This is a genomic window from Paraburkholderia atlantica, assembly GCF_000092885.1.
In the GTDB taxonomy this organism is placed as follows: Bacteria; Pseudomonadota; Gammaproteobacteria; order Burkholderiales; family Burkholderiaceae; genus Paraburkholderia; species Paraburkholderia atlantica.
In genome coordinates, this window is the sequence record NC_014117.1 from 1,610,053 (window position 1) to 1,633,741 (window position 23,689).

At 63.2% G+C, this 23,689-nt stretch carries 21 protein-coding genes and 3 tRNA genes; 14 read left to right on the forward strand and 10 right to left on the reverse strand.

Annotated elements, in window-relative coordinates:
- Positions 1–42 precede the first annotated feature (42 nt).
- Entirely contained in the window at positions 43–1,392 is a 1,350-nt protein-coding gene (locus BC1002_RS07160) for an ATP-binding protein (RefSeq protein ID WP_013089393.1), read from the reverse strand.
- 145 nt (positions 1,393–1,537) lie between these two features.
- Positions 1,538–2,272: an osmolarity response regulator transcription factor OmpR gene (gene ompR / locus BC1002_RS07165; RefSeq protein WP_006048917.1), complete on the reverse strand. Its 735-nt coding sequence runs from the start codon at positions 2,270–2,272 to the stop codon at positions 1,538–1,540.
- Between the two features lie 227 nt (positions 2,273–2,499).
- Between ompR and BC1002_RS07170 the strand changes: the two genes are divergently transcribed.
- The 4 genes from BC1002_RS07170 (at position 2,500) to BC1002_RS07185 (ending at position 4,893) form a co-directional block, all read left to right on the forward strand.
- Positions 2,500–2,826 (forward strand): hypothetical protein, encoded by a 327-nt coding sequence (locus tag BC1002_RS07170; protein ID WP_041734616.1) that lies wholly within the window; start codon positions 2,500–2,502, stop codon positions 2,824–2,826.
- 215 nt (positions 2,827–3,041) lie between these two features.
- A complete protein-coding gene (locus tag BC1002_RS37645) occupies positions 3,042–3,383 on the forward strand; it encodes a DUF1800 family protein (RefSeq protein WP_157874654.1) in 342 nt (113 codons plus the stop codon).
- A gap of 2 nt (positions 3,384–3,385) precedes the next feature.
- Positions 3,386–3,562 (forward strand): hypothetical protein, encoded by a 177-nt coding sequence (locus BC1002_RS07180; protein ID WP_157874655.1) that lies wholly within the window; start codon positions 3,386–3,388, stop codon positions 3,560–3,562.
- A 155-nt stretch (positions 3,563–3,717) separates the two neighbouring features.
- The gene (locus BC1002_RS07185; protein ID WP_013089395.1) at positions 3,718–4,893 is read left to right on the forward strand and encodes a DUF1501 domain-containing protein; all 1,176 of its coding nucleotides are present in this window, start codon (positions 3,718–3,720) and stop codon (positions 4,891–4,893) included.
- A gap of 36 nt (positions 4,894–4,929) precedes the next feature.
- On the opposite strand, the gene BC1002_RS07190 is transcribed toward BC1002_RS07185, so the two are convergent.
- Complete coding sequence (locus BC1002_RS07190) at positions 4,930–5,766, reverse strand: squalene/phytoene synthase family protein (RefSeq protein WP_013089396.1); 837 nt, start codon at positions 5,764–5,766, stop codon at positions 4,930–4,932.
- A 218-nt stretch (positions 5,767–5,984) separates the two neighbouring features.
- On the opposite strand from BC1002_RS07190, the gene BC1002_RS07195 reads away from it, so the two are divergent.
- Positions 5,985–6,071, forward strand: a tRNA-Leu gene (locus tag BC1002_RS07195).
- Positions 6,072–6,189: 118 nt separating this feature from the next.
- Here the strand turns inward: BC1002_RS07195 and BC1002_RS07200 are convergent.
- The 3 genes from BC1002_RS07200 to BC1002_RS07210 all read right to left on the reverse strand — a co-directional run bounded on the left by BC1002_RS07200 (position 6,190) and on the right by BC1002_RS07210 (position 8,254).
- Positions 6,190–6,477 (reverse strand): hypothetical protein, encoded by a 288-nt coding sequence (locus BC1002_RS07200; protein ID WP_013089397.1) that lies wholly within the window; start codon positions 6,475–6,477, stop codon positions 6,190–6,192.
- A gap of 118 nt (positions 6,478–6,595) precedes the next feature.
- Positions 6,596–7,045 (reverse strand): MarR family winged helix-turn-helix transcriptional regulator, encoded by a 450-nt coding sequence (locus BC1002_RS07205; RefSeq protein WP_013089398.1) that lies wholly within the window; start codon positions 7,043–7,045, stop codon positions 6,596–6,598.
- 63 nt (positions 7,046–7,108) lie between these two features.
- Entirely contained in the window at positions 7,109–8,254 is a 1,146-nt protein-coding gene (locus BC1002_RS07210) for a glycerate kinase (protein WP_013089399.1), read from the reverse strand.
- 457 nt (positions 8,255–8,711) lie between these two features.
- On the opposite strand from BC1002_RS07210, the gene tig reads away from it, so the two are divergent.
- The 8 genes from tig to BC1002_RS07250 all read left to right on the forward strand — a co-directional run bounded on the left by tig (position 8,712) and on the right by BC1002_RS07250 (position 17,917).
- Positions 8,712–10,058, forward strand: a complete 1,347-nt coding sequence (gene tig / locus BC1002_RS07215; protein WP_013089400.1) for a trigger factor — start codon at positions 8,712–8,714, stop codon at positions 10,056–10,058.
- A gap of 194 nt (positions 10,059–10,252) precedes the next feature.
- The gene (clpP, locus tag BC1002_RS07220) at positions 10,253–10,906 is read left to right on the forward strand and encodes an ATP-dependent Clp endopeptidase proteolytic subunit ClpP (RefSeq protein WP_013089401.1); all 654 of its coding nucleotides are present in this window, start codon (positions 10,253–10,255) and stop codon (positions 10,904–10,906) included.
- 196 nt (positions 10,907–11,102) lie between these two features.
- Positions 11,103–12,374: an ATP-dependent Clp protease ATP-binding subunit ClpX gene (gene clpX, locus BC1002_RS07225; RefSeq protein ID WP_013089402.1), complete on the forward strand. Its 1,272-nt coding sequence runs from the start codon at positions 11,103–11,105 to the stop codon at positions 12,372–12,374.
- A 200-nt stretch (positions 12,375–12,574) separates the two neighbouring features.
- Positions 12,575–14,995: an endopeptidase La gene (lon, locus tag BC1002_RS07230; RefSeq protein WP_013089403.1), complete on the forward strand. Its 2,421-nt coding sequence runs from the start codon at positions 12,575–12,577 to the stop codon at positions 14,993–14,995.
- A gap of 324 nt (positions 14,996–15,319) precedes the next feature.
- Positions 15,320–15,592 (forward strand): HU family DNA-binding protein, encoded by a 273-nt coding sequence (locus tag BC1002_RS07235; RefSeq protein WP_008923411.1) that lies wholly within the window; start codon positions 15,320–15,322, stop codon positions 15,590–15,592.
- 103 nt (positions 15,593–15,695) lie between these two features.
- Positions 15,696–15,771 (forward strand) — tRNA-Val (locus BC1002_RS07240).
- Between the two features lie 48 nt (positions 15,772–15,819).
- Positions 15,820–15,896: transfer RNA gene (locus tag BC1002_RS07245), tRNA-Asp, on the forward strand.
- 86 nt (positions 15,897–15,982) lie between these two features.
- Positions 15,983–17,917: a SurA N-terminal domain-containing protein gene (locus BC1002_RS07250; protein WP_013089404.1), complete on the forward strand. Its 1,935-nt coding sequence runs from the start codon at positions 15,983–15,985 to the stop codon at positions 17,915–17,917.
- An 82-nt stretch (positions 17,918–17,999) separates the two neighbouring features.
- On the opposite strand, the gene BC1002_RS07255 is transcribed toward BC1002_RS07250, so the two are convergent.
- Positions 18,000–18,359 (reverse strand): hypothetical protein, encoded by a 360-nt coding sequence (locus tag BC1002_RS07255; protein ID WP_013089405.1) that lies wholly within the window; start codon positions 18,357–18,359, stop codon positions 18,000–18,002.
- A 118-nt stretch (positions 18,360–18,477) separates the two neighbouring features.
- Positions 18,478–19,182 (reverse strand): arylesterase, encoded by a 705-nt coding sequence (locus BC1002_RS07260; RefSeq protein ID WP_041734355.1) that lies wholly within the window; start codon positions 19,180–19,182, stop codon positions 18,478–18,480.
- On the opposite strand from BC1002_RS07260, the gene BC1002_RS07265 reads away from it, so the two are divergent.
- Entirely contained in the window at positions 19,181–19,867 is a 687-nt protein-coding gene (locus BC1002_RS07265; protein WP_013089407.1) for an ABC transporter ATP-binding protein, read from the forward strand. The two genes, BC1002_RS07260 and BC1002_RS07265, sit on opposite strands and share 2 nt — an antisense overlap.
- Before the next feature lie 39 nt (positions 19,868–19,906).
- On the opposite strand, the gene pgi is transcribed toward BC1002_RS07265, so the two are convergent.
- Together pgi and BC1002_RS07275 are read right to left on the reverse strand one after the other, a co-directional pair.
- Positions 19,907–21,529 carry a glucose-6-phosphate isomerase gene (gene pgi, locus BC1002_RS07270; RefSeq protein ID WP_013089408.1) on the reverse strand — a complete coding sequence of 541 codons (1,623 nt, stop codon included), beginning with the start codon at positions 21,527–21,529 and terminating at the stop codon, positions 19,907–19,909.
- 340 nt (positions 21,530–21,869) lie between these two features.
- Positions 21,870–23,525 carry a bifunctional ADP-dependent NAD(P)H-hydrate dehydratase/NAD(P)H-hydrate epimerase gene (locus BC1002_RS07275; protein WP_013089409.1) on the reverse strand — a complete coding sequence of 552 codons (1,656 nt, stop codon included), beginning with the start codon at positions 23,523–23,525 and terminating at the stop codon, positions 21,870–21,872.
- Positions 23,526–23,689 lie beyond the last annotated feature (164 nt).

The following is a 23,689-nucleotide window of genomic DNA, read 5'->3' on the forward strand; positions in this document are numbered from 1 at the left end:
CAAAAAGCGGCGTGCTTCGAATAACGACGGCGCGCCGTCGGCTCACGCGCTCTTCGCGAGCGGAAACTCGATCGTCACTTCAAGCCCCGGTCCGGGCGAGCGGTTGCGCAGACGCAGCGCGCCGCGATAACGGGCGACGAGCCGCTGCACGATCGCCATGCCGAGGCCCGTGCCGTTGGCCTGGGTGCGCGCCGAATTCACGCGATAGAACGGCCGCGTGACGAGCGCGAGCTGGTCTTCGGGAATGCCGGGGCCTTCGTCGACCACCGACAGTTCGACGCGCGAATGCGACACGCGCGTTTCGAGAATCACGTGTGGCACACCGTCGCCGTCGCTGAGACCATATTTGCGCGCGTTCTCGAGCAGATTGCCGACCACCCGACGCATGTCGGTTTCATCGGCCTCGATCACCGCCGACGGAGCGAGCCGTGTGATCAGCCGCATGCTGTCCTCGCTTTGCATGCGTGCGGCCAGCTCGCTCGCGATCACCGACAGGTCGACCGGTTCCGGCACGCGCTGCACCGGACGCGCATAGTCGAGGAAGCGGCCGATGATCATGTCCATCTGCTCGATGTCGTCGACCATCGCGTCCTTGGTGGCCTGATCGGACGGGCTCATTTCGGTTTCGAGTCGCAGCCGCGCGAGCGGCGTGCGCAGATCGTGCGAGATGCCCGCGAGCATCAGTGCGCGATCGGCCTCGAGCTGTTCGAGGTCGCGCACCATCTGGTTGAAGCTTCGATTGGTTTCGGCGGCGACACCCATGCCGCGCTCGGGCAGCGGCTCGGGAGATTGCCCCGAGCCGACCCTGCGCGCCGCCATCGCGAGACGCGCAAAAGGCCGGTTCACCAGACTCGTGATGAACGCCGCGCCGAACAGCGACAGCGCGAGCGCGAACACGCCCCAGCCGGCCCACTGCAGGCCGGTCGCGTTGTCGAGCTGATCGCGGTCGAGCGCGACCCAGTAATCGTCGTCGTCGATCTTGAAGCTGATCCATACGCCGTTGATATCGTTTACGCTCTGCGCGATCACGGTGTCGTCGCCGAGACGGCCGCGGATGTCGTGCTCGATCAGTCGATTCAGCGATTCGTCGGGCTGGAGTTTGTATTTGTCGGTGGCTTCGCGGGGGTACACGCGCACCCCTTCATTGCTCTCCAGATCCTGCAGCAGCGCGCGCCGCAGGTCGGGATCGGAATAGAGGAGTGCGGTGCGCGTGAGTTTGACGATCGCGACGAGTTGCAGAGCCACACGCTGCGCGCGCGGCTCCCGCTCGATCACGCGAAAGCTCTGGAACCACGCGGCGAGACTGACTGCGATCAGCAGCGCGATCAGCAGAAAGGTTCGCCAGAAAAGGCCGCCGAACGCGAGCGTCAGGAGGCGCCGGTCGATCCGCATGGGCCCTTCTTATCTGGAGTCAAAGACAGAAACTATATGGGACCGAAGCAGGTGCTTTGCATGGGACCAGGTGACGCACCGAAGCGCGAACTCTGGTCGACAGCTAAAGCGCCTACTCGGGTCGACATGAAAACGGAGCACAAACTCAGGCTGCGCCGTCGGGAATGAACACGTAGCCAAGGCCCCACACGGTCTGAATGAAGCGCGGGCTGCCCGGGTCCGGCTCGATCAGCTTACGCAGACGCGAGATCTGCACGTCGAGGCTGCGGTCGAAGACTTCGTATTCGCGGCCGCGTGCGAGCTCCATCAGCTTTTCGCGCGACAGCGGCTGACGCGGATGACGGGCGAACACCTTCAGCACCGAGAATTCACCGGTGGTAAGCGGAATTTCCTGGCCGGCCTTGGTCAGCGTGCGGGTGGCGAGATTCAGCGCGAACTCGCCGAACTCGAACACCTCGGTGGTCTCGGACGGCGCGCCCGGCAACTCGGACGGCGACTGACGACGCAGCACCGCGTGAATGCGCGCGACCAGTTCGCGCGGATTGAACGGCTTGGGCAGGTAGTCGTCGGCACCCATCTCGAGGCCGACGATACGATCGACATCCTCTCCCTTGGCCGTCAGCATGATGATCGGCGTGCGGTCGTTGCTGCCGCGCAGACGCCGGCAGATCGACAGGCCGTCCTCACCGGGCAGCATCAGATCGAGCACCAGCAGATCGAAGCGCTCGCGCACCCAGAGCTTGTTCATTGACGGCGCATTTTCGGCGACGTAGACGTTGAAGCCCTGCTCGCCGAGGTAGCGGCGCAGAAGATCGCGCAGGCGTGGATCGTCGTCGACGACGAGGATTTTCGAAGGGTTTTTGGTTTCCATGGTCGGCATCTTAGCGCGATTAGAAAGTGGTGCGCGGTTACACCATTTCTGGGGTTACAGTCGGTTACAAAATTTACCCGCGGCGTGGCGCGACGTAAAGTATGCGCGTTTAGACTCCTTTACTGAATGCGGCTGTTCGGTGGATACTTCACTCGACAAAACTCTCGTACCCGGCTGTTACCGGGGTTTGTATACGCATCTGAGGTAGCCGGTTGCCGCGCCACGAAGGGAACAACATGAAGGGAGGGGTTTGGCCAAATGTGCGCTTGAGCGTGATTGCACTGGCGGTTGCCGGTACGCTCGCAGGCACACTGAGCCCGACGCTCGCCCATGCGCAGCCGTCCGCGGATAGAGCGGCGAGCGAGCATGCGCCCCGCTCCGGCAATGGCAAGGCCACCCACCGCAACCCGACCATCGATCGCCCTGCTTCAGACGTGATGTTGCGTACCGCGGTTCCCCCTGATCTCGATCAACGTCGCCGTGACGGGCATATGACGCCCGAAGAGCGTCGGCTGTTGCGGCAGCATATCGAAGACGCCGTGCGCGAGTTGTACAAACGTTAATCCCAGCGCGCATCGTCGCGTGAACCATCCTGTTGCATCTTCAGCGTCAACTTCCTGATCCGCTGCTCCGTGGAGTCGCTAGCATCCGCTCGAGATTTCACGCGAAACGGATCAGCGTCGGCGAACCTTTTCAACGTATGGGATGAGCGTCGCGCGTTGAGTACCGCAGCGAAGCGAAATCGTCGCCTTCCGACCGGGTGTTCTAGCCGATTCCAATGCGTGCCGCGCGCATCACATGGAGGCCGGATCAACGTCGCGAGCAACAAAAGCTGATTGGACAGCGTTACGAACTATTACCTGCAGGGTGGGTGCGCGAAGTGTTGAATACACCTTTGCCGCTCACCGAACCCATGACGCTTTTCTGGCACGACCACTTCGCGTCAGGCAGGACCAAGCCCGCATCCGGAATTGATGGCGCGGCTGAATCTGCTGTTGAGATCCCGATATGCAGTGACGTGCTGCGCGCGAATCAGCGTGACGGCGCCGAGAAGACCGTGCGTGATCAAACCGGCGCGCTCGATGGCTGCCACGTACTCGATATCCTGCTCGGTCCGTGACCGTGACGTTCGTCACAGTGAAGCTTTGGCGCGAGTTCATCTACGACATGGTGGACCAGGCCGCATTCGCTGTCGGCTTCGACGGCACCTCGCCGTTCGCCGCGCCGATTCGCGCGCTTGGCGAGAAGCTGTTCTATCCGTGGAACGTCAAAGGATGGCTGGCGGCGCGTCGTCGTTGATCAACAGCTCGAAGCTGCTAGCGCAGCCCGCCGCTGCAGCGCGTCATGGCGCGCAATGGCCAGAGTGGCGTACGCTTTGACATCGCGATTTGGCTCTCGCATATGCAGCGGGCGGCGGCACACCACGCGCCTGCATGATCACAACGAGGTGCAGCATGAAACGACGCAGCTTTCTGTCGATGAGCGTAGCCGCCGGCGCATCGCTGTGGTTGCCTCGCGCGATCGGCGCGGAGGATGCGAAGGCTGCGCAGCGGCGGGATGCGTCGAAAGCGCCGGTTGTGCCGGGGCGCGGTTACGACAATCTGCTGATCCTGATCGAACTCAAAGGCGGCAACGACGGATTGAATACCGTGATCCCGTTCGCCGATCCCGCGTACTACACGCTGCGCAAAAACATTGGCATCAAACGCGAACAGATGATCCAGCTCGACGAGCGCACCGCGCTGCATCCCGCGTTGCAGCCGTTGATGCCGTTGTGGCGCAGCCGGCAACTCGCAATCGTGCAGGGTGTCAGCTACGCGCAGCCAAACCTGTCGCATTTCCGTTCGATCGAGATCTGGGATACCGCGTCGCGCTCCGATCAATATCTGCGCGACGGCTGGCTCACGCGCGCGTTCGCGATGCGGCCGGTGCCCTTCGGTTTCGCGGCCGACGGGGTCGTGATCGGTAGCGCCGAGATGGGGCCGCTCGCAAATGGCGCGCGCGCGATCGCGCTGGTCAATCGCACGCAGTTCGTCAGGGCCTCGCGAGTCGCGACACCGATGCCGCAGTTGAAGACCGCGTTTCCGGGCGGCGCGTTTGGCGGTTCGATCACAACGGCGATGCAGGTGCTGGCCGCTTCGGACACCCTGAAGGTGACCGCCGCCGGACGCGCGCCACCGGAGCAGCCGTTGAGCGGAAAAGGCGTGGCCGTGATCCGGCTAACGCTGAACGGTTTCGATACACACCAGAACCAGTCTGGACAGCAGGCCGCGTTGCTTCAACAGTTGGCGGAAGGCATCGTGGCGATGCAGGCCGCGCTCGTCGAGTTGGGCCGGTGGCAAGAGACGCTCGTGATGACGTATGCGGAGTTCGGGCGCCGTCCGCGCGAGAACGAGAGCAACGGCACCGATCACGGCACGGTGGCGCCGCACTTGGTGACGGGTGGTTGCGTGAAGGGCGGTTTGTATGGCGTGCCGCCGATGCTTGCGCGGCTCGACGGAAATGGCAACCTGCCTGTTGGCGTTGATTTTCGCCACATTTATGCGACGGTGCTCGGGCCGTGGTGGGGGTTGGACGCATCGACGATTCTGCAGCAGCGGTTCGAGCCGCTGCCGCTGCTGCGGGCGTGAGCGAATGGGCGCGAATCGGCGCGCCTCGCTGTCAGGCTACTTCGCGCGCCACGCGATCCATAGCTTACGGATCGGCGTCAACGCGATACGTTGATGCAGCACGTGGTAACCGTCGCGCTCGATTTCATCGAGCAACGCCAACGCGAGCGCCGCGAGCGCGAGCAGCGTGCGCTGGGCGCGCCGCGCTCTGGCGGGCACCGCGGCGAGCGCGGTCTGCACTGCGTCGCGCGCGCGATGCGTCTCGAAGCGCATCAGCTCGGTGAACGCGTCGGTGTATTTGCGGTTGATCAGATCGGCGGCGGTGACGTTGTAGCGCTGCATCTCGTCGATCGGAACGTAGATGCGGCCGTGCCGCGCATCGTTACCGGTTTCGGCGACGAACTGCGCGAGCATCAGCGCCTCGCCGAGGGGAGCGGCCCACGTCGACGCTTGCGCGGCATCGTCGGCCGATCCGGCTGCCGCGGCGCGCGACACCAGCGACGCGAAATTGCCGCCGACCCCGCGCACATAGCGATGCAGGTTCGGATAGTCGAGATAGCGAGCCTGGTCGAGATCCATCTCGAAGCCCGCCAGTAATTCCTGTAGAGCAGGATATTCGGCCCGCGCGTCGGGCAGATAGGCCGCGAGCGCCTTGGATACCGGATGCGACGGCGAGCCCGCGGCGAGCGCGGCGATTTCTTTCTGCCACCACGCGAGCTTCGTGCGGCCGACCGCCGGATCACTCGTCTCCTTGACCGTTTCCTCGAATTCGCGACGCAATGCGAAGAGCGCCGTCAACAGCGGCTGACTGGCTGTGCGCGCCTGGCGAAGCGCATAGTAGGTGCTCGATCCTGGGGGCGCCGCTTTCTGCTGGCAATAGTCGTCGAAATTCACGGGATGAGAGTGTGGGAAAGGGCTGGCGAGAAGGGCGCTGGTGCCCGTCTCGACGAGCCGAAAATTGTAGCATCGGCGCCGCGCGCGCAGATACCGCCGGGTGCAGACAAGCGCGAATCAATCGGTTAGAATCTCGCGCTTACGCTTTCAGGCACGTGTTTGGCGCGCGTGGAAGTGCACAGGACAATCGGGCACGATGCATCGCGGCGTACCCGGCTGCGAGGGTGGCGAAATTGGTAGACGCACCAGGTTTAGGTCCTGACGCCCGCAAGGGTGTAGGGGTTCGAGTCCCCTCCCTCGCACCATTTATTGGTAGTCAAGAAAAAACCCCGTCAAGTCTTCGGACCGGCGGGGTTTTTTTTGTTGCACGGTCTCTGCAAGGCCGCAGTGTTGCCCCGCGGCCTGCCATTGCGAGAACGCGAATCAGGCGCCCGGTGTTCCCGGCGTTTGCTGCGAGCCCGGCACCTCCGCTTGCGCGGCACCTTCAAGGAAGCGGCGGGTCGACTCGAACGCCTGCAGCATTTGGTCCGGCCACGGCGTTTGCAGCATCACGGCCTGATGATTTTCAAATGCCGACGACAGCAGTTTCGCCAGTTCCGGCGAACGAAGATGACGCAGCACGACGCTTACCGCGATCGCGGTTGCCTGGCTCGCACCGGCGGTCTGGAGTTCCGACGCGGTGAGTGCCGCGACCTGTTTGTTGATGTCCACTGAAACGTCCCTGGATGAAAAAGACGGTGAAGGCGCGTTGGCCAATGCTCAATTTTGACACGCGCCGCCCAATGCCGTGAGGCGGCGCTCTTAAACATGGCCGGTTCGTCTCGGGCCATCACTCGCGCGCGTTCATCGCGCGGATCACCTTGTCGAGCGCCGCGCCGAACGCGGCCCTTTCTTCTTCGTCGAGACAGTCGAACATATCGCCGTTCCACTTGCGCGCGATCGGCATCACCTTGCGATACAGCGCGCGACCTTCCTGCGTCAGCGAGACCAGCACGACGCGGCCGTCCGCGGCGCTCGTTTCGCGCTGCACGAGTCCCTGCCGGATCAGCGCTTCGGCTGCGCGACTCGCCTGGCTTTTGTCCAGATTTGCATGGCGTGCCAGCTCCATGATCGAGAATGGTCCGAACGATCCCACTGACGCAATCACACGCGCTTCAGGCAGCGTTACGCCGAGCTTCGCCGCGTAGCGCGCGCTGATGCCGCGCTCGGACAGTTTGTTCAAAACATGCAGACGATACGTGAGGAACTGCTCGAGCCCGGCTTTGGCGGAGTCCTTCATGGTCACCCCGTGATGAGTGGAACGGTCGTGGCGCTGTGATTGTTGCGGCAACCGTTTCGCGGGTCAACGCACGCCGTATTTCAGGCGCGTCAGCTGCTCGGCCTCGTTGGCGAGCAGGCGCGCTGCGTCGCGAATCGCGACGTCGAGCGTGATCGGCCCGGGCGCCGGCGAAAAGCAGCCGCTGAAGTGTTCGGCGAGACGCGGCAGCGCGGCGGGGTCGACCGCGCCGGACAATAGCGTGGCGGGCACGCCCGCGGCTCGCGCATGCGCGCACGCAATGAAGGGCGCCTTGCCGTGCAGCGTCTGTACGTCCGAGCGGCCTTCGCCGGTGATCAGCCAGTCGGCGCCGGCGAGCGCTGCGTCGAGGCCGATTTGCCGCGCGACGGTTTCCGCGCCCGGCTCGAACTGCGCGCCGAGCATGTGCAACGCGAAGCCGAGACCGCCCGCCGCGCCCGCGCCCGGCAGCTCGCGCGCGGTGCGGCCGAGCGCGGCTTCGAGCAGATCGGCGAAGCGCGCGAGCGCGGCGTCGATCGGAGCGACCTGTTCGGGCTTCACGCCTTTTTGCGGTCCGAAGACGGCGGTCGCGCCGTGTTCGCCGGTCAGCGGATTGTCGACGTCCGACATACCGACGAACTGCGTGTCGGCAAGCCGCGCGTCGAGCAGGGACGCATCGACCCGCGCCACGCGCGCTAGCTGCTCGGGCGTGCCTTCGAGGGCGTTGCCTTGCGCGTCGAACAGTTGCAGGCCGAGGCCGGTCAGCAGGCCGGCGCCGCCGTCGTTCGTGCTGCTGCCGCCGAGCGCTACGAAAAATCGCCGCACGCCGGCGTCGAGCAGCGCGCGAATCGCTTCGCCCATGCCGCGCGTGCTGCGCGCCTCGACCGGCACGGCCATGCCGACGGGGTCCGTAATGCCGACGATTTCCGCCGTTTCGATGATTGCGCTGCCGTCCGCGAGCAAGCCCGTGAGCGCCGCGCGCGTCGGACCGGCCGCGCCGCGCACGCTGAGCGTGCGGCGCTCGCCGCCGCTCGTGAGCATTGCGTCGAGCGTGCCTTCGCCGCCGTCAGCCATCGGACAAATGCGCACGCTGGCGTCGGCGCGCGCGCGCCGGATGCCGGATGCAATCGCCTGCGCGACCTGTTCCGCGCTGAGCGAGCCTTTGAATGAATCGGGAGCGATGACGACGACAGGCGAGGGCGACGAATTCGGCATGGTGTCTCTGAGAGGTTTGAGTCGTTGTAAGCGGTTGCCGGAGCGGATGAAGCGACCGGCTGCTGAAGACCGGCGGTGGCGGCCCGACCGAGTGCGTTAGCTTATCAGCATGGGGGCGTCGGCTGAATATGTCGAAAGGCATAGGCGGGATCGCTGCAAACTGGCTAGCCACGCCAGCGGCAAACCGCGCTCGCTGTGTCAAAACTACCCGAAAATGACCCTCAAAACGCGCAGAATGCAGGGAAAACTCGATGCATTCATCGAATCCCGGCTAGGCGCGCAAATAGTTTGCTAAAATATTCGGCTCTTTGGACTCAACCGTGCTGCCGGCGGCCTGCAAGCCCGCGGCGCAGGTGCGTGATCGATGCAATCGGCGCAAATCGATGCGAAGCGACATCGACGGGCAGCACGGAGAAGATAACTGATTCGCTCGAATAATTTTAGGACGATTGAAGCCATGGCTAACGTTGTTGAAAACCTCGGCAAGCTCGAACGCCGCGTGACGATTTCCCTGCCGAAGGATGCCGTGCAGAAGGAAGTGGATTCGCGTATCCGTCAACTCGCGAAGAACGTGCGCATGCCGGGTTTCCGCCCGGGCAAGGTGCCGCTCAAGATGGTGACGCAACAGTATTCGGGCCAGGTGGAAGCCGAAGTGCTGAGCGACAAGGTCGGCAAGGAATTCTTCGACATTAGCCGCGCCGAAAACCTGCGTGTCGCGGGTCAGCCGAGCTTCGCGCCGAAGACCGACGCCGCTGAAGGCAGCTACGCGTTCGACGCGACCTTCGAGGTGTATCCGGAAGTGAAGCTGGGCGACGTCGCCACGGCGGAAATCGAGCGCACCACGACCAGCATCAGCGAAGCGGAAATCGACCGCACACTGGACATCCTGCGCAAGCAGCGCGTGCACTTCCACGCTCGCGGCGAAGCCGGCGAGCACGGCGACGGCGGCGCGGACACGGCCGCCAAAGACGGCGACCGCGTGACGGTCGACTTCGTCGGCAAGATCGACGGGGAAGCATTCCAGGGCGGTAGCGCCGAAGACTTCGGCTTCGTGCTTGGCGAAGGCCGCATGCTGCCGGAATTCGAAAAAGCGGCGCTTGGCCTGAAGGTCGGCGAAGCGAAGGAATTCGACCTGAAGTTCCCGGACGACTACCACGGCAAGGAAGTGGCGGGCAAGACGGCGCAATTCACGATCACGATAAAGAAGATCGAATGGCCGCATCTGCCGGAAGTCGACGGCGAATTCGCGAAGTCGCTGGGCATCCAGGACGGCGATCTGACAAAGATGCGCGCCGAAATCAAGGATAACCTCGAGCGCGAAGCGAAGCGCCGCACGCAAGCCATCGTCAAGAACCAGGTGATGGACGCGCTGCTGAAGATTTCGGAACTCGACGTGCCGAACGCGCTGATCGAACAAGATCAGGAGCGCCTCGTCGCGATGGCTCGCCAGGATCTGGAGCAGCGTGGCGTGCCGAACGCGAAGGACGCGCCGATCCCGGCGGCGATGTTCAAGGAGCAGGCTGAGCGCCGCGTCAAGCTGGGCCTCGTGTTGGCCGAACTCGTGAAGGCGAATGAACTGCAGGCGAAGCCGGAGCAGATCCGTGCCGAAGTCGACGAATTCGCGAAAAGCTACGAAGACCCGAAGGAAGTCGTCCGCTGGTATTATTCGAACCAGCAACGTCTTGCTGAAATGGAAGCGTATGTCGTTGAAGCTAACGTCGTCGAATTCGTCCTCAGCAAGGCCAAGGTGACGGACAAGGAAGTGAGCTTCGAGGAACTGGCAAGCGCAACGGCGCAAGCGTAAGCGTCGCTGCAACGGCGTGCCGGCTGTCGGAGCGACCGACGGCCCGCACGCCGTTTTTTTGCGCCGCAACAATGTGTGACGTATCGGATCCGGTCGTACGTCGCACATCAAGACGGCACTTGAATACGGGCTCGTCGCACCAACCTGTGTCCAGCAGCTAATATTCAGAATATTTCCAGACAAGGATCCATTGCATGACCTTTCGCGCCCAAATGCTGGACACGTTGACCTCCCAGTCGTCCCGGGATCTCGAAGCGCAGGCACTCGGTCTGGTGCCGATCGTCGTGGAAACGAGCGGCCGGGGCGAGCGTTCGTATGATATTTATTCGCGTCTGCTGAAGGAACGCATCGTGTTCCTCGTGGGCGAAGTGAACGACCAGACAGCCAATCTGGTGGTTGCGCAGATGCTGTTTCTCGAAAGCGAGAATCCGGACAAGGACATCTACTTCTACATCAACAGCCCGGGCGGCTCCGTGTCTGCCGGTATGGCGATCTACGATACGATGCAGTTCATCAAGCCGGACGTCTCGACCCTTTGCATGGGCCTCGCGGCGAGCATGGGCGCGTTCCTGCTCGCGGCCGGCGCGAAGGGCAAGCGTTTCGCGCTGCCGAATTCGCGCGTGATGATCCACCAGCCGCTCGGCGGCGCGCGCGGTCAGGCATCGGACATCGAAATCCAGGCGCGCGAAATCCTGTACCTGAAGGATCGGCTGAATCATCTGCTCGCGCATCACACCGGTCAGCCCGTCGAGCGTATCGCGCGGGACACCGACCGCGACAATTTCATGTCTGGCGATGACGCGCAGGCGTACGGCCTTGTCGACCAGGTGGCGCACAAGCGTCCTTGATCTGGTACGGTTTTGCCACGCTGTTTTGCCCGGTGTTGCGGCAAAACCGTCATCGGGCCGGTGGTGAATGTTCAACTTCCGTCCGGGCGTCTGCGGCAAGCGCCGTTATCGTGCTCACTAGCCCTGCCGCGCCCAAACTACGTGGCGAGGGCAAACGGCGTATTATGTAATCCGGTGTCCGGAGGCTCACACATCTATGGCGGACAAGAAAGGTTCTAACAGCGAAAAGCTGTTGTATTGCTCGTTTTGCGGCAAGAGCCAGCATGAGGTCAAGAAACTGATTGCTGGCCCGTCGGTATTCATCTGCGATGAATGCATCGATCTATGCAACGAAATCATTCGTGACGAGGCTGCAGGCGCGGGCATCGAGGCGGGCTTGTCCAAGTCCGACCTGCCGACTCCGCAGGAAATCCGCGAAATTCTCGACCAGTACGTGATCGGTCAGGAACGCGCAAAGAAAATCCTCGCGGTCGCGGTCTACAACCACTACAAGCGTCTCAAGCACCTCGACAAGAAGGACGAAATCGAGCTGTCGAAGAGCAACATCCTGCTGATCGGCCCGACCGGCTCTGGCAAGACGCTGCTCGCGCAGACGCTCGCGCGCCTTCTGAACGTGCCGTTCGTGATCGCCGACGCGACCACGTTGACGGAAGCCGGCTATGTCGGTGAAGACGTCGAGAACATCATTCAGAAGCTACTGCAGAATTGTAATTACGAGGTGGACAAGGCCCAGCGCGGCATTGTCTACATCGACGAGATCGACAAGATCAGCCGCAAGTCCGACAACCCGTCCATCACGCGCGACGTGTCGGGCGAGGGCGTCCAGCAGGCTCTACTGAAGCTGGTCGAAGGCACGATGGCGTCGGTGCCGCCGCAAGGTGGTCGTAAGCATCCGAACCAGGACTTCATCCAGGTCGATACCACCAACATCCTGTTCATCTGCGGCGGCGCTTTCGACGGTCTGGAAAAGGTCATCGTCGACCGTACCGAGAAGACCGGCATCGGTTTTGGCGCCAGCGTGAAGAGCAAGCAGGACCGCGACGCCGGTGAAGTACTGCGTGAAGTGGAGCCGGAAGATCTAATCAAGTTCGGCCTGATTCCAGAACTGATCGGCCGTCTGCCGGTAGTCGCCACGCTCGGCAAGCTCGACGAAGCCGCGCTAATGAAGATTCTCGTCGAACCGAAGAATGCGCTGGTCAAGCAGTATCACAAGCTCTTCAGCATGGAGCGAGTCGAACTGGAAATTCGTCCAGCCGCGCTGCAGGCCGTGGCGCGCAAGGCAATCCGCCGCAAGACCGGGGCGCGAGGCCTGCGTTCGATTCTGGAACAGGCGTTGCTCGATGTGATGTACGATCTTCCGCAAATGAAAGGTGTCAGCAAGGTCATCATCGACGACAACGTTATCGACGGCGACGGCAAACCGCTGCTGATCTACGAAGACGCGCCGAAGGTCGCGGGTTCGAACTGATCGGCTTTCGAGTTCTGCAAAAAGCCGTTCATGGCGACGTGAACGGCTTTTTCGTTTATCGTGTGGTCAGGCTGGTTGTTCTCAACTATGGAGTCACTGAACCTTCGGAGTCACTGAACTTTTCCCACACGCGGAGGCTTGCAATATTTTCTGCTGGCCTCACCTATCGAACGAACTGATTCCACTCATGGGGAAATGAAATGTCAGGAACCCAACTCCTCCCGCCGGAACGCATTACGCTGCCGCTGCTCCCGCTGCGCGACGTAGTCGTATTCCCGCACATGGTGATTCCGCTCTTCGTAGGCCGCCCGAAGTCGATCAAGGCTCTCGAAGCAGCGATGGAAGGCGGCAAGCACATCATGCTCGTCGCCCAGAAAACGGCTGCGAAAGACGAGCCGACCGAAAAGGACATGTACGAAGTAGGGTGTATCGCCAACATCCTGCAGATGCTGAAGCTGCCTGACGGTACCGTGAAGGTGCTCGTCGAAGGCTTGCAGCGCGCGAAGACGCTTTTCATCGAAGAACAGGAAACGCAGTTCTCGTGCGAAGTCATGCCGCTCGAACCCGACCACGCCGACAGCGCTGAAACCGAAGCGCTGCGTCGCGCGATCGTGTCGCAGTTCGACCAGTATGTGAAGCTGAACAAGAAGATCCCGCCGGAGATCCTGACCTCCCTGTCGGGTATCGACGAAGCGGGGCGTCTCGCCGACACGATCGCGGCGCATCTGCCGCTCAAGCTCGATCAGAAGCAGCACATCCTCGAGATGTTCCCCGTGATCGAGCGACTCGAGCATCTGCTCGCGCAACTGGAAGCCGAGATCGACATCCTGCAGGTCGAAAAGCGCATCCGTGGGCGCGTGAAGCGTCAGATGGAGAAGAGCCAGCGCGAGTACTACCTGAACGAACAGGTCAAGGCGATCCAGAAGGAACTCGGCGAAGGTGAAGAGGGTGCGGATCTCGAGGAACTCGAAAAGCGCATCACCGCTGCCCGCATGCCGAAGGAAGCGAAAAAGAAGGCCGACGCGGAGCTTAAGAAGCTCAAGCTGATGTCGCCGATGTCGGCCGAAGCGACGGTCGTGCGCAACTACATCGACACGCTGATCGGCTTGCCGTGGCGCAAGAAGAGCAAGGTCAACAATGATCTGTCGAATGCCGAGCGCGTGCTCGACGAAGACCACTTCGGTCTCGAGAAGGTGAAGGAACGCATTCTCGAGTATCTCGCGGTCCAGCAACGTGTCGACAAGGTCAAGGCACCGATCCTGTGCCTCGTTGGGCCTCCGGGTGTCGGTAAGACTTCGCTCGGCCAGTCAATCGCGCGCGCGACGAACCGCAAGTTCGTGCGCATGGCATTGGGCGGCGTACGCGACGAAGCCGAGATTCGCGGCCACCGCCGTACGTACATTGGTTCGATGCCGGGCAAAATCCTGCAAAGCCTGACGAAGGTCGGCGTGCGCAATCCGCTTTTCCTGCTCGACGAAGTCGACAAGATGGGCCAGGATTTCCGCGGCGATCCGTCGTCGGCCCTGCTCGAAGTGCTCGATCCGGAACAAAACCATACGTTTGCCGATCACTACGTCGAAGTCGATTTCGATCTGTCGGACGTAATGTTCGTTGCGACGTCGAACTCGTTGAACATTCCGCCGCCGCTGCTTGACCGGATGGAAGTGATCCGTCTGTCCGGCTATACGGAGGACGAGAAGGTCAGCATCGCGCAGCGTTATCTGTTGCCGAAGCAGAAGAAGAACAACGGCCTCAAGGATGGCGAGGTCGATGTGACTGAATCCGCGATCCGCGACATCATTCGCTACTACACGCGTGAAGCGGGCGTGCGTTCGCTCGAGCGTGAAGTGTCGAAGATTTGCCGCAAAGTCGTGAAGATGCTTCTGCTGAAGAAGGCAGAAGGCGCGGTGAAGGTCGACGGTAGCAATCTCGACACGTTCCTCGGCGTGCGCAAGTACGACTTCGGTCTGGCCGCGAAGGAAAATCAGGTAGGCCAGGTCACGGGTCTCGCGTGGACGGAAGTGGGCGGCGATCTGCTGACTATTGAAGCCGCAGTGATGCCGGGCAAGGGCAATGTGATCCGCACGGGTTCGCTCGGCGACGTGATGAAGGAATCCGTCGAAGCGGCGCGCTCGGTGGTGCGTTCGCGTTCGCGTCGTCTTGGCATCAAGGACGAAGCGTTCGACAAGCAGGACATTCACATTCACGTGCCGGAAGGCGCGACGCCGAAAGATGGTCCCTCGGCCGGTATCGCGATGACGACCGCGCTGGTGTCGGTGTTGACCGGTATACCGGTGCGCGCCGATGTCGCGATGACGGGCGAAATCACGTTACGTGGCGAAGTCCTGCCCATCGGCGGCCTGAAAGAGAAACTGCTCGCGGCGCATCGCGGTGGCATCAAACTGGTGCTGATTCCGGAAGAAAACGTCAAGGACTTGACGGAGATTCCGGACAACGTGAAGAACGCGATCGAAATCGTGCCGGTCCGCTGGATCGACAAGGTGCTCGAACTTGCGCTCGAACGTGTGCCGCAGGCGTTGCCGGAAGAAGAGCCGAAGCCTTCGGCGCCGGTTGGGGCCGAGCCGGGCAAGGATGCTGCGACGGACGTCGTCAAGCACTGAGGTCCGAAGCGAATTAGAATCCGCTGACGCAAAAGCGTTCTACAGCACGATTGTTCGCTGAAACTGAAAACCCGCGGTCAAGGCCGCGGGTTTTTTATTGCCCGCACGACTTTGTCGCTGGCCGCATCGCCAGTTTTGCCGCTGGAACATACTGCGTCGAAAGTGCCGCTCTAAAATCACCCCGATCAGGCTCAACTCCGGTTGACACAAGGGTTTCGGCCGCTTTTAATGGGGTGGCCTGGCGTTATATAACGCCGGCCGCGTGACGGGGAGGTGCTGGAAAGCACTGTCACGATTGCCAATAAACATTCACGGGGGTTTTGAATGAACAAGACGGAATTGATCGATCACATCGCACAGCAAGCCGACATTTCGAAGGCTGCGGCGGGCCGTGCACTCGATGCAGTCATCGCGGGCGTCAAAAGCACGTTGAAGAAGGGCGGATCGGTCACGCTGGTCGGCTTTGGCACGTTCGCGGTCGGCAAGCGCACCGCGCGCACCGGCCGCAATCCGCGCACGGGCGCTGCGATCAAAATCAAGGCAGCAAAAGTTCCTAAATTTAGGCCTGGCAAAGCGCTGAAGGATGCGCTAAACTAACGGGCTTGCTGCTTGAGGAATTGCTTGACCCGATTGCATAAATGATTCATCGGGAGGGCGGCGGCAAGGCAGAAAACACACATCAAGCACTGAATCACGAAACGGGTGCTTAGCTCAGTTGGTAGAGCGGCGCCCTTACAAGGCGTAGGTCGGGAGTTCGAGCCTCTCAGCACCCACCAGTTTCAGATTCGGCGGCCGTGTTTTTCAGTAGCAACAGCGCAGTAAAAGGAGTGGTAGTTCAGTCGGTTAGAATACCGGCCTGTCACGCCGGGGGTCGCGGGTTCGAGTCCCGTCCACTCCGCCAGTATCCACGAAAGGCGAACTCCGGTTCGCCTTTTTTGTTGCCCGCTGAGGTAAGATCGGGCGTTCTGTTTTTGGCATCCCTCACGCATGCTCGATTTTTTCCGCAATCACCAACGCCTGATGATGTTCATGCTCATCCTCGTCATTTTGCCGGGGTTGGGTTTCGTGGGTATTCAGGGTTTCCGCGGCTTCTTTGACGAAAGTGCAAACGTCGCAAGTGTCAACGGTCACAAGATCACCCGCGTCGAATACGACGACGCGATGCGTCAGCAGATCGACCGGGGGCGTCAGATGCTCGGCGCGCAGTTCGACATGAAGGCGTTCGACACACCGGAGCGCCGCCGCGAGATGCTCGACGGCATGATCGAGCAGCGCGTGCTCGCCGACGAAACGCAGCGTCTGCATCTGACCGCGTCGGACGACGCGGTGCGCCGTGCGCTGCTGTCCGATCCGGTGATTTCGTCGCTGAAGAATCCCGACGGTTCGATCGACCTCGAGCGCTACAAGCAGTTGCTTGCGATGCAGGGCATGACGCCCGATCAGTACGACGAGCGCATGCGCTACAACCTCGCGATGCAACAGCTGCCCGCGAGCATCGCGGCGAGCGCGTTCACGTCGAAGACGCTTGCGCAGCATCTGAGCGAGCTCGCGCAGCAGCAGCGTGAAGTGCAGGGCATCGCGTTCCATCCGCACGATTACGAGGCGAAGATCCAGCCGACCGACGCGCAATTGCAAGCGTATTACGACGCGCATCGCAACGACTTCGCGACGCCCGCTACCGCGGCGATCCAGTACGTGGTGATGTCGCCGGCCACGCTGGGCGCATCGGTGCAGCCAAGCGACGCGGACCTGAAGAAGTACTACGACGACAACATCGCCCACTTTCGCACCGAAGGCGAAGTGCGCGCGAGCCACATCCTGATCGCGGCACCGAAGGACGCGAGCACGGCCGACAAGGCCAAGGCGAAGCAGAAAGCCGAGGAGTTGCTCGCGCAGCTCAAGGCGCATCCGGACCAGTTCGCACAGATCGCGCAGCAGAACTCGCAGGACCCGGGTTCGGCGTCGAAGGGCGGCGATCTCGGCTACTTCGGCCGCGGCATGATCGCAGGCGGCCAGGCGTTCGACGACGCGGTGTTCGCGCTGAAGAAGGACGAAATCAGCGGCATCGTGCAGACCGACTTCGGCTTCCACATCATCAAGGTCACCGAGGTAAAGCCGGCGGTCACCAAGTCGTTCGACGAGGTGAAAGACCAGATCGCCAAGGAGGTGAAGACGCAACTGGCGAGCAAGGCGTTCACCGACAACTCCGAAGGCTTCACGTCGCTCGTCTATGAAAAGGCGAAGAGCCTGCAGCCGGCCGCGGACAAGTTCAAGCTGCCGATCCAGACCGCGACGGTCACGCCGCAGCCGGACGCCAAGCTGCCGCCCGACAGCCCGCTGAACAATCCCAAGTTCCTCGCGGCCGTTTTCGCAAACGACTCGGTATCGGCGCACAACAATACGCAGGCCATCGACGTCGGCGACAACACGCTGATCGCCGCGCGCGTGACCGACTACAAGCCCGCTGCCGTGCCCGCATTCGACGCGGTGAAGGACGCGGTGCGTCAGAAGGTGATCGCCGAGCAGGCGAACGAAGCGGCGCACAAGGACGGCGCTGCGAAGCTGGCCGAGTTCGAGAAATCGAAGGCGACCGCCGGTTTCTCGTCGCCGCTGAAGGTATCGCGCAATGACGCGCAGGGCGTGCCGCCTGCCGCTCTGAGCGCGATCTACAAGGTCGATGCGCAAAAGTTGCCGGCCTACGTGGGTGTCGATCTCGGCGACGACGGCTATGCGATCTATCGCGTGAACCGGATCGTGCCGCCCGCGGCCACTGACGCGCAGCATCTCGCCGTCGCGCAGCAGCAGATCGCGCAGGTGGACGCGCAGTCGCAGGCCGAAGCCTATCTGAAGGCGCTGCGCGAGCGCTCGAAGGTGCAGTTCTACGGCACGCTCGATAGCGCCGCGCAGACGGCCGACCAGTAAGCCGCCGTTAGCATTACCTGCCGCTCAAAGGAAAAGCCCCGCAAATGCGGGGCTTTTTTTATCTACAGCCAAGGCGACAGTTTCACAGACAGCCGCTGATCGCGCCGGTAGCGTTGCTTGCGCCAGCGCCAGCGCCAGCGCCAGCGCCGCCGGCGCGGAAGCCGACCCACGTGCCCTTGCCGCTATACGACGGACGGACCACCGCGGCCGCGCCGTTAGGCGGCTGCTGGCCCGGGACGTAGACGTCCATGGCCTGATCGTTGGCGAGGATACTTTGCGAAACGACCTGCTGCTGCGAGCTATCCGCCCATTTCTGCGCGATGCAGGTTGCGACGGCGTGAGGCGGCTGCTGGCTTTGACCCACCGACTGGACGCCGGCCGGCGGTTGAGCCGCGCAGGCCGAGATGGCAACGGTCAAAGCGATTAACGGTAAGTATTTCAACGTTATCTCCTCAGAGGTCGCTCAAGAATGAGCCGGGTGGCACGGAACGGCCCATGTGTCGAACGGCTCGGCGATCCATGCTCCCCCAGGTTCCGGAAACAAGTCGTTAGCAGATGTTTCAGTGCGGCGAACTTGTGCGAAGGAGTGGCTTGACAGCGGGCCACACGTTGTTGAGTAGCAGCGGCTGTGCCTGCTGCGTCGGGTGGATCTGATCGGCCTGGAACATATCCGGTTTATCCGCGATGCCGGCGAGCAAAAAAGGCACGAGCGGCACATGGAATTCCTTCGACAGCTGGCCGTAGAGGCCGTTGAACTTTTGCGTATAGTCCGGGCCGTAATTGGGCGGCACGTACATGCCGACGAGCACGACCTTCGCGTGGCCTTGCTGCGCCTGTTCGATGATCGTGCGCAGATTGGCCTCGGTCGTCGACAGCGGTACGCCGCGCAATGCGTCGTTGGCGCCGAGCTCGACGATCACGATGCTCGGCTCGAGCCGTTCCATCAGCGCGGGCAGACGCGCGCGCCCGCCGCTCGTCGTGTCACCGCTGATGCTCGCATTGGCGACGCTATAATCGATGCGCTCTTCGGCCAGACGCTGACGCATCAACGCGACCCAGCCCGTATCGCGGGGCAGCCCGTACTCGGCGGAGATGCTGTCGCCGAGCACGACGATCACCGGCTTCGCGGGTTCGGGCGCATTCGCCGCATGAGCCCGCAACGGTAACGAAACCAGCGCGGCGGCCATCATGGTCGCGCCGAATGCCGCAGTCAGCGCCGCGGCGCGAGGGACGATGGCGCGCACTTTCAACCTACGCTTCACCATGCCAAACAGAACTGATCCAGTCATTGAAGTGCGGGGTTTGTGCAAGAAGGTTAACGATGCGACGGGCGAACTGACGATTCTCGACGACATCGATCTAGCCATCGATGCCGGCAGCAGCGTCGCGATCGTCGGTGCATCCGGATCGGGCAAGTCTACGCTGCTCGGCCTGCTCGCGGGATTGGACAGCGCGAGCGCGGGCTCGGTTCGGCTGCTCGGCCGCGAGCTCGGCGAGCTCGACGAAGACGGGCGCGCCGCATTGCGCAGTGGCGCGGTTGGCTTCGTGTTCCAGTCGTTTCAGTTGATGCCGCATCTGACCGCGCTCGAAAACGTCACGTTGCCGCTCGAACTGCAAGGCGGCATCGGCACGCGCGAGGCCGCCGCGCGTGCGCGTGAACTGCTCGAACAGGTGGGGCTAGGGCAGCGCACCGGTCATTATCCGAAGCTGCTGTCGGGCGGCGAGCAGCAGCGCGTTGCGCTCGCGCGGGCGTTCGTCACGCGCCCGGCGATCCTGTTCGCCGACGAACCCACCGGCAGTCTCGACGCGGCCACCGGCCACGCGGTCATCGATCTGATGTTCGAGATGAATCGCGCGCACGGCGCGACGCTTGTGCTCGTGACGCATGACATCGAACTCGCGCGGCGTTGCGATACGACGGTGACGATCGAAGCGGGGCGGCTCGCTTGATGATCGTGCGGCTCGCTATTCCGCGCTTCAAACTTCGACTCAGCGTTTCAACGCAGCGCGCGCCCGCGCGATCAACGCCGACGTCGACGAATCATGCTTCTTCACGTCGGCACTCGCCGCACCCAGATCGGCCTCGACCACCTTGCCGAGGATCTTGCCGAGCTCGACGCCCCACTGATCGAACGGATTGATGTTCCACACCGACGCCTGCACCAGCACCTTGTGCTCATACAGCGCGATCAGCGCGCCGAGCGTGCGCGCGGTCAACGCGTCGAGCAGCAACGTCGCGGTCGGACGGTTGCCGGGGAACGTCAGGTGCGGCGCGAGTTCCGGCTTGTCGGGGCCGGCCACCTTCTTTGCTTCCTCGAGCGTGCGGCCCAGCATCAGTGCTTCGCTTTGCGCGAAGCAGTTCGCGAGCAGCTTCGGATGATGGCTCGCGAGCGGATGCTCGGGCGTCAGCACGGCGATGAAATCGATCGGCACGATCGTCGGGCCTTGGTGCAGCATCTGGAAAAAGGCGTGCTGACCGTTGGTCCCGGGCTCGCCCCACGTTACCGCGGAAGTCGCATAGTCGACCATCGCGCCGTCGAGCCGCGCGGACTTGCCGTTGCTTTCCATTTCGAGCTGCTGCAGATACGACGGCAGGAAATGCAGCGCCTGCGAATACGGCGCGACCAGATAGCTCTGCGAGCCGAAGAAGTTGCGATACCAGATGCCGATCATGCCGAGCAGCACCGGCAGGTTCTTGTCGAGCGGCGCGGTACGGAAGTGCTGGTCCATCTCGTTGGCGCCGGCGAGCAGTTCGTCGAACTGTTGCGGGCCGATCGCGATCATGATCGACAGACCGACGGCCGACCACAACGAGTAGCGTCCGCCGACCCAGTCCCACATCGAGAACACGTTCTCTTTTGCGATGCCGAACTTGACGACTTCGGCCGTATTCGCCGACACGCCGACGAAGTGCTTCGCGAGCGCGCTTTCCGGGCAGCCCTTCTTGATGAAAAAGTCGCGCAGCGAGCGCGCGTTGGTCATCGTCTCCAGCGTCGTGAAGGTCTTCGACACGATGATCGCGAGCGTCTCCTCGGGATCGATCTGCTGCATCACGTTGTACAGATCGGCGCCGTCGACGTTCGACACGAAGTGCGTCGAGATCTCGGGCGTCGCCAGATGATGCAGCGCATGCACGACCATCTTCGGCCCGAGATCCGAGCCGCCGATGCCGATGTTCACGACATGACGAATCCGCTTGCCGGTGTAGCCGGTCCATGCGCCGCTGCGAACCTGCTCGGCGAACGCGGCCATTTTCTTGCGCTCGGCCTGCACGTCGGCGAAGAACGGCGCCTTCGGGTCGGTTGCGCGCAATGCGGTGTGAAGCGCGGCGCGGCCTTCGGTCGGGTTGACGACCTCGCCCGCGAACATCGCATCGCGGCGCTTTTCGACGCCTGCTTCGCGCGCGAGTTGCACGAGCAGTTGCAGGGTTTCTTCGGTGATGCGGTGCTTCGAGAAATCGGCTGCGAGACCGCCGCCCGCGAACGTGAAGCGTTCGGCGCGCGTGGGAGCGGGATCGTTCTCGGGGGCGAACCAGTCGCGCAGATGCGCATCGCGAATCGTGTCGTAATGCGTCTGCAGCGAGGACCAGGAGGGGAGCGAGTTCTGGGTCATAGCGTCCGTCTAACCAAGGGGCACGAAGGAAGGCGCGCGCATGAAGCGCGGCCGAGAATGATGCGGCGATTCAGTCAGAGCGATGCCACGCAGCCCGGTTCGCGAGCGGGTTCCGACGATACTTCGCGAAGCAGGTGAACTTCGCGAAAACGCCAGGCGGCGCACGCGCCTGCTGGAGTATCGCCGCGACCCGCGATCGATCCGACGCGCGGCGCAGGCACCCAGTATAGCGGGGATGAGTGGCGGGCAGCAGTGCGTTGCGCTGGCTCCCAATGATCGGGATGGCGACGTTTCACCGGTGTGAACGAGCGCGGCGAACAAGCGGCGCACGACCCGTCCGTCAGGCAGGCGTCGCCGGGTAGAACATCCGGTTCAACAAGGTACGCACCATCGGTGCCAGCTCGCCGGCCGTCAAACCCGCGGGGCCTTGGCCCTGCGCGGTCTGCGTATCGGCGGCGAGGCCGTGCAGATAGACGCCCGCTAGCGCCGCCTCGAAGCGTGGCAGGTGCTGCGCGAGCAGCGCGCCGATGATGCCGCCGAGCACGTCGCCGGTGCCGCCCGTCGCGAGTGCGGCGTTGCCGGTCGGGTTCAGCGCGAGGCGGCCGTCGGGCGCGGCGATGATCGTGCCGACGCCCTTCAGCACGACGACGCTCGCAAAACGCGCCGCGAGCGCGCGGGCGGCCGCGAGACGGTCGCGCTGCACGCTCGCCGCATCGCTGCCGAGCAGGCGCGCGGCTTCGAGCGGATGCGGCGTCAGGATGCACGGATCGCCTTGCACGCCGCGCGCGGTGACTTCGGCGGCGAGCGCGGGATCTCTGGCGATCAGGTTCAGCGCGTCGGCATCGAACAGCTTCGGCACGTCGAGTGGTAGCACGTCATGCAGTACGCGCGTCGCGCGTTCGCCATGCCCCATGCCGCAGCCGACCGCGAGTGCGTCCATCGAATCGAGCGGCAGCGTGTCGATCGGATGCAGCATCAGTTCCGGGTGCGGCGGATCGTAGGGCGGGGCACCTTCGCCGAGCAGCGCGACGTGGACCTTGCCCGCGCCGCTGTAGAGCGCCGCGCGCGCCGCGAGAATCGGCGCGCCGCACATGCCGGTGTCGCCACCGACCACCGCGAGGCTGCCGAAGGTGCCCTTGTTGGTCGCGAAGTCGCGCGGGGGCATGAAGGGGCCGAACAGGTCAGGGGCGCTGAGCTGGAGCGCGGCGCGAGGGGCGGCTGTGGTAGCGTCCTGGCCAGCGCCGCCGCCGTTGATCCCTGCCGTGAGCCCGATCGGTGCAACCGTCACCCGCCCGGAGAGGTCGCGGCCCTGCGCAGTGAAAAGCCCTGGTTTCGCGCCGATGAACGTGATCGTGTGGGTCGCATGGACCGCCGCCGCGCCATTGCCGCCGATCACCGCGCCGGTATCACTGTCGAGCCCGCTGGGCACATCGAGCGCGAGCACGGCGCCCTGTGTCGGGCGCGTCTTCGTGCGCTGCGACAACTGCCGCGCGAGCGTCGCGAACACGCCGTCGAGCGGCCGCGCGAGACCGATGCCGAACATGCCGTCGACGAGCCAGCCATAGCCGTCGAGCGAGGCGGGCGGCGCCGCGTCGATCGACACGCCGGCGGCGCGTGCGGCGTCGAGCGCCCAGCGCGCGTCGGCGGGCTTCACTTCAACCGGCATGCAGACCTCGACGGCGATGCCGGCCTTGTGCAGTTCCGTTGCGACGACCAGCGCGTCGCCGCCATTGTTGCCGGGGCCGGCGACCAGCCAGGCCCGCTGCTGCGCTTTCGTCACGGAGGTGTCCGCGGCGATTCGTTCGAGCAGCCAGCGCGCGGCCGCGTGACCGGCGCGCGCCATCAGCGTGTGCTCGGGCAGCGCAGCGGCGGCCTGGGATTCGGCGATTCGCAAGTCGGTCAGCGTCAGCAACGGCAGCGCAAGCGGCTGCGGGTCGCTGAGCGGGACGGTTAGCGGATCGAAAAGGGTGAGCAGCGAATTTTCGGCGTCTGTCATGGCGAAGCCTGGCGGTGCGCCCGCGGCGCGGCGGGCAGACTAGGGAATCGCTATGGTAGTGCCGATAGCCGAGCGGCGTGCGGCTGTTTCGGTGCAGGCGGTGGGACTGGCGCGATGAACGCGGGGTGTCGGCAGCGGGCTGTCAGCCCGCCATGCCCGCCCGG

Coding starts and splice junctions, on each gene's coding strand:
- BC1002_RS07160 (WP_013089393.1), bottom strand. CDS start 1,392: ATGCGGATCGACCGGCGCCTCCTGACGCTCGCGTTCGGCGGCCTTTTC.
- ompR (WP_006048917.1), bottom strand. CDS start 2,272: ATGCCGACCATGGAAACCAAAAACCCTTCGAAAATCCTCGTCGTCGAC.
- BC1002_RS07170 (WP_041734616.1), top strand. CDS start 2,500: ATGAAGGGAGGGGTTTGGCCAAATGTGCGCTTGAGCGTGATTGCACTG.
- BC1002_RS37645 (WP_157874654.1), top strand. CDS start 3,042: ATGCGTGCCGCGCGCATCACATGGAGGCCGGATCAACGTCGCGAGCAA.
- BC1002_RS07185 (WP_013089395.1), top strand. CDS start 3,718: ATGAAACGACGCAGCTTTCTGTCGATGAGCGTAGCCGCCGGCGCATCG.
- BC1002_RS07205 (WP_013089398.1), bottom strand. CDS start 7,045: ATGAAGGACTCCGCCAAAGCCGGGCTCGAGCAGTTCCTCACGTATCGT.
- BC1002_RS07210 (WP_013089399.1), bottom strand. CDS start 8,254: ATGCCGAATTCGTCGCCCTCGCCTGTCGTCGTCATCGCTCCCGATTCA.
- tig (WP_013089400.1), top strand. CDS start 8,712: ATGGCTAACGTTGTTGAAAACCTCGGCAAGCTCGAACGCCGCGTGACG.
- clpP (WP_013089401.1), top strand. CDS start 10,253: ATGACCTTTCGCGCCCAAATGCTGGACACGTTGACCTCCCAGTCGTCC.
- clpX (WP_013089402.1), top strand. CDS start 11,103: ATGGCGGACAAGAAAGGTTCTAACAGCGAAAAGCTGTTGTATTGCTCG.
- lon (WP_013089403.1), top strand. CDS start 12,575: ATGTCAGGAACCCAACTCCTCCCGCCGGAACGCATTACGCTGCCGCTG.
- BC1002_RS07235 (WP_008923411.1), top strand. CDS start 15,320: ATGAACAAGACGGAATTGATCGATCACATCGCACAGCAAGCCGACATT.
- BC1002_RS07250 (WP_013089404.1), top strand. CDS start 15,983: ATGCTCGATTTTTTCCGCAATCACCAACGCCTGATGATGTTCATGCTC.
- BC1002_RS07265 (WP_013089407.1), top strand. CDS start 19,181: ATGCCAAACAGAACTGATCCAGTCATTGAAGTGCGGGGTTTGTGCAAG.
- BC1002_RS07260 (WP_041734355.1), bottom strand. CDS start 19,182: ATGGTGAAGCGTAGGTTGAAAGTGCGCGCCATCGTCCCTCGCGCCGCG.
- pgi (WP_013089408.1), bottom strand. CDS start 21,529: ATGACCCAGAACTCGCTCCCCTCCTGGTCCTCGCTGCAGACGCATTAC.
- BC1002_RS07275 (WP_013089409.1), bottom strand. CDS start 23,525: ATGACAGACGCCGAAAATTCGCTGCTCACCCTTTTCGATCCGCTAACC.